The 4,121-nt window shown below is 66.3% G+C and carries 5 protein-coding genes; 1 reads left to right on the forward strand and 4 read right to left on the reverse strand.

Translation table 11 applies throughout. The features are described 5' to 3' along the window. Both RMO57_RS12110 and RMO57_RS12115 read right to left on the reverse strand, forming a co-directional pair. Window positions 1-1,377: FtsX-like permease family protein (locus RMO57_RS12110; RefSeq protein ID WP_310386936.1), on the reverse strand; the 1,377-nt coding region annotated here is incomplete at its 3' end. After that, on the reverse strand, window positions 1,374-2,096 hold the full coding sequence (locus tag RMO57_RS12115) for an ABC transporter ATP-binding protein (RefSeq protein WP_310386938.1): 723 nt from the start codon (window positions 2,094-2,096) through the stop codon (window positions 1,374-1,376). The genes RMO57_RS12115 and RMO57_RS12110, both read right to left, overlap by 4 nt. A gap of 125 nt (window positions 2,097-2,221) precedes the next feature. On the opposite strand from RMO57_RS12115, the gene RMO57_RS12120 reads away from it, so the two are divergent. Continuing rightward, a complete protein-coding gene (locus tag RMO57_RS12120) occupies window positions 2,222-2,830 on the forward strand; it encodes a helix-turn-helix domain-containing protein (protein WP_310386940.1) in 609 nt (202 codons plus the stop codon). Window positions 2,831-2,890: 60 nt separating this feature from the next. Here RMO57_RS12120 and RMO57_RS12125 read toward each other — a convergent pair whose 3' ends face one another. Continuing rightward, window positions 2,891-3,313, reverse strand: a complete 423-nt coding sequence (locus RMO57_RS12125) for a BLUF domain-containing protein (protein WP_310386942.1) — start codon at window positions 3,311-3,313, stop codon at window positions 2,891-2,893. Between the two features lie 164 nt (window positions 3,314-3,477). Next, on the reverse strand, window positions 3,478-3,702 hold the full coding sequence (locus RMO57_RS12130; protein WP_310386943.1) for a hypothetical protein: 225 nt from the start codon (window positions 3,700-3,702) through the stop codon (window positions 3,478-3,480). Window positions 3,703-4,121 lie beyond the last annotated feature (419 nt).

Consider the following 4,121-nt stretch of genomic DNA (forward strand, 5'->3'; position numbering starts at 1 on the left):
AGCCGCACGCAGGTTCAGGCAGGTGATCAGCATCGCGCCGGCGCCGGCGCCGGCCAGCAGGCTCACGCTCAGCAGCAAACGGGAGCGGTGCCGGAAACTATTGCGCAAGGCCAAGGTCAGCGCTGCATCACGCAAACTCAGCCGGGTCAGCCAGCCGTCCTCGGCGCCGCTGGCGGCGCTCAAGCCCTGCTCGTCCATGGCCGCACGCACGCTGCGCCGAGTGGCGGCACGCACCGGCAGCCAAGTCGCCAACAAAGGAGCGGCCAAGCCCAGCGCCACCACGCAGACATAGACCCAGAACGGCGGCAGCAAACTTTGCAGACGCAGATTGAGCAGGGCCGCCGTCGCGGCGATGAAGACACGCCCGGCCCACAAGCCCAGCGGCAAGCCCAGCGCCAAGGCCGCGACCGCCAGCAGCGCGACCAGGCTCAGGTAGAGCCGGGCCAGCGCGCCCGCACTCGCACCGATGGCCTTCATGATGGCGATCTGGCGGATCTGCTGCGCCAACAAACCGTGCACGACGGTGGCGCTGAGCACGGCGCCCAGCAGCATGGCCAAGAGACTGAACACCAGCAACATCGCCATCACCGCATTCATCTGCCCCTGGTGCGGATGCATGCGCGGCGGCGGGATACGCGCGCCTCGCAGCGCATGGCCCTGGGCCGCCAACCAGGGGCGCAAGGCCAGCACGGCGGCCTCGATCTGGGCGCTGTCGCGCTCCTCGTTCAAGACGAGTTTGAGCACATTCAGCGCGCCATGCTCGCCCAGGCCCGCCAGGGTCGCTTGGCTCATATAGGCATAAATGATCTGCTCCTGGCCGGCCGGCGCCACGCCGGGGTCTTGTACGGTGCCGCTGATGCGGACTTGGCGGGCACCCAAGCCCGGCAGCTCGAAGGCGAGCATGCCACCGATGCGGCTACCCGTTAGCGGCAGGGCGCTGCGCTCGATCAAGACGCTGCCATCGGGCGGCGGCCAAGCGCCGGCCTCGGGGTGCAGACGGTTGATGCGCTGAGCGGCCAGGTCGGGCACGACAAAGATCCGCATCGGCAACCAGTCTTGCGCGCCGACCTGCGTGCCGACCTGCGTGCCAATCCGCACGCGCGCGCCGAGGCTGCGGCCCAGCTCCGCGGCAGCAACGCCGGGCCGCGCACGCAAGCGCTCAACAAAGGCCGGGTCAAGCTCGCCGGCCAACTCCAGCTGGGCCGAGGCCGGGCGCGAGCCTTGATAGTTGGCCGGCACTTCGCGCATCAGCACCGTGTAAGTGCTCAGCATGGTGGTGACGGCCGCAATGCTCGCCGCCAGCGCCAGCACCAGCGACAAGAAGCGGCCACGCGCCGCCACCGCATCGCGCCAGAGTTTGATCCAGCGCGGGCTCATGGCGTCTCGCTTGCTGGCGCCGCGCTGTCGTGCACGATGCGCCCGTCATGCAAGGTGATGCTGCGGGTGAAGAAGCGGCTCAGATCCGCCTCGTGCGTCACCACCAGCACCGTTTTGCCCGCGGCAGCCAACGCCGCCAGCAGACCCATTACCTCCCGGGCGGTGGCCGAGTCGAGGTTGCCGGTCGGCTCGTCGGCCAGCAACAGCGGCGGGTCATTCGCCAGCGCACGGGCAATGGCCACGCGCTGCTGCTGCCCGCCCGATAGCGCCGACGGCAGCTTGTGGGCCTGCGCCTCCACCCCCAAGCGGCTCAGCAAGCCCAGCGCCCGCCCGCGCCGCTGCGCAGCGGGGAAGCTGGCGCAAAAGTCCATCGGCAGCATCACGTTCTCCAGCACCGTCAGCGTCGGCAGCAGCTGAAAAAACTGGAACACCAGGCCCAGCTGGCGGCCGCGCCAGATCGTCATTTGCTCTTCCGACAGGCGTCGCAAGTCCGCATCGCCGACCCGCAGTGCGCCGCCCGTGGGGCTGTCGATGCCGGCCAGCAAATTGATCAAGGTGGTCTTGCCGCTGCCGGACTTGCCCACCACGGCGAGGCATTCACCGGCGCCGATTTTCAGCTGCAAATCTTGCAAGGCATGAAAGCCCCCGCTCGGCCCGGCATAGGTTTTGCAAAGGCCACTGAACTCGATCAGCGGGCGAACGAAAGGCAAATCAGGCATAGCGCAAACTCTCGGTTGAAACGGCGACAAGCGGAACATACTGTTCGCCAACCAAGAACACCCGAACAGATCGATGGCACTTGTTCGGCACCGAATAGATTCCGTCAACTTGTTCACCTTTGCCCATGCCCAGTCCACGCGCCGCAAACCCAAACCCCGCCAACACCGCCACCGATAGCCGCACTCGGCACAGCCGCGAGCGGCTGCTCGGTGCCCTGTTCGAGCTGATGTGCGAGCGCGGCTACGAGCGGCTGACGGTGCAAAACCTGCTCGACCGCGCCGGCATTGGCCGGGCCACCTTCTATGCTCATTTCGACAGCAAAGACGAGCTGTTGGCCAGCAGCGTGGCCAATCTACGTGCCTGGCTGCTGGACGAGAGGGCGGCGCGGCCGGGCCAGCGCCTGGGCTTTACCGAGGCCTTCTTCGGCCATGTGGCCGCGCACCGCCAGCTCTATCAGATGACCGTGGTGCGTGAAAGCGAGCTGAGCGTCGAACACAAGATCCGCGCCATGTTGCTGGAGCTGGTGCGCGCAGACCTGGCGCAAGGGCGGCTCAGCCGCGGCCAGCATGACGCCGCCTTGGCGCTGTCAACGCAATATGTGGTGGGCGCGCTTTGGTCCACGCTGGCGTGGTGGATGGCCACGCCGACCGCTTGGACAGCGGCCGAGATTCACGCGCTGTTTCTGCGCATGACGCTGCCCGGTCTGGAACTGGGGCTGCAGGCCAACGTTTGAGAGTCTTTGAGCAGCGACCCCGCCAGGCTGCGGGTCGCGCTCGCTAGGCAACCGGCGGGGTCAAGTCGATGCTGCTTGGACCGGCTGTCCAGCGGCGACCAGTTCATCGATTCGCGCCATCACCAAAGCGCCACTGACTGAGTAGGGGTCAAACTCTGGCCAAACGATCTTCGTTTCTGGGTCCACGTCAGACAGCCGCACGCGCGCCATCGACCATCCCCGGTAGCGCCGCTCGGCGATCGACTCGCAATGCAGCAGTTCCAGATCCTTGTGCCGTGGGTCCGCATGAATGCGGGCGTACAAGCTCGTGACTATGTTGCGCTCGCCTTCAAGCGCTTGCAGATAAACACCTTGCCCCTCGCAAAGCATGCCGGTGATGTCGTTTTGCGTATTCCAGGCTTGCGCCTTGCACAAAATCGAATCGGTGAGTTCGGGGCTCTGCGAGCCGACAAGTCTGCTCAAGTAAATCAGTCGAATCAGCATGCTTCAAATCCCGTTTGCGGCTCTGCGTGGTCGGCCGGTCGACCGACGAGTCAAGGCAGATCAACCCCGCACCAAACCCCGACGCAGCAGTGTAGCAAGTCGGAAATCCCCGCAACTTTGCGCGGCCGGTAGCGGCCGGCGCAGGCGCAGCCCTTCGTTGGCGGCTAAGCCAGCAGCAGCGCACGCAGGCGCGCGATGGTGGCCGCCACCGGCGCATCTCGCGAGACCTCCAGGCCCAACTCGCGCGCAATCTGGTTCACCTTGCCGGGGTGCAGAGGGATCCCGCCGGCATCAATGCTGGCGATCAAGTCGCGGGCACGGTGGTGCTCGGGCCGGACGGGGCGCCGGGCGAGCAGGCGGCGCAGCGGAGACGGTTTGATGAGCGGCATTTGACCTTGATGGTAAAGCGCGCCCAAGCGCGGTCAGGTCAGAAAACAAGCGCAATCACCGGCCAGACTTCGCTGTTGCTTGTGTCGCCGCCGCAGCCACCCCACCCATTGGCCTCCGCCAATTGACCGATACTCGGGCGCCCGCCCCACTCCCCCCACCCCAACCGCCCCCAAGCCCGATGCCAACGCCTTCTTCTCAGACCCGGCCGACTGAGCCGACCAGCGTGACCTCGTGCGGCGATTGTCCTTTGCGCCAGCTGCCGCTTTTCATTGACCACACCGAGGAGGAAGTCAGCCTAGTGCACTCCTTGAAGCAGCGTGAGCTGCGGCTCGGCGCGATGGAGACCTTGATCCATGAGGGCCAGACCGATGCGCCGCTGTACACCTTGCTGCGCGGCTGGGCCTTTCGCTACAAGACC

Source organism: Roseateles sp. (genome assembly GCF_031397715.1).
Taxonomy (GTDB): Bacteria; Pseudomonadota; Gammaproteobacteria; order Burkholderiales; family Burkholderiaceae_C; genus Paucibacter_A.

Coding starts and splice junctions, on each gene's coding strand:
- RMO57_RS12115 (WP_310386938.1), bottom strand. CDS start 2,096: ATGCCTGATTTGCCTTTCGTTCGCCCGCTGATCGAGTTCAGTGGCCTT.
- RMO57_RS12120 (WP_310386940.1), top strand. CDS start 2,222: ATGCCCAGTCCACGCGCCGCAAACCCAAACCCCGCCAACACCGCCACC.
- RMO57_RS12125 (WP_310386942.1), bottom strand. CDS start 3,313: ATGCTGATTCGACTGATTTACTTGAGCAGACTTGTCGGCTCGCAGAGC.
- RMO57_RS12130 (WP_310386943.1), bottom strand. CDS start 3,702: ATGCCGCTCATCAAACCGTCTCCGCTGCGCCGCCTGCTCGCCCGGCGC.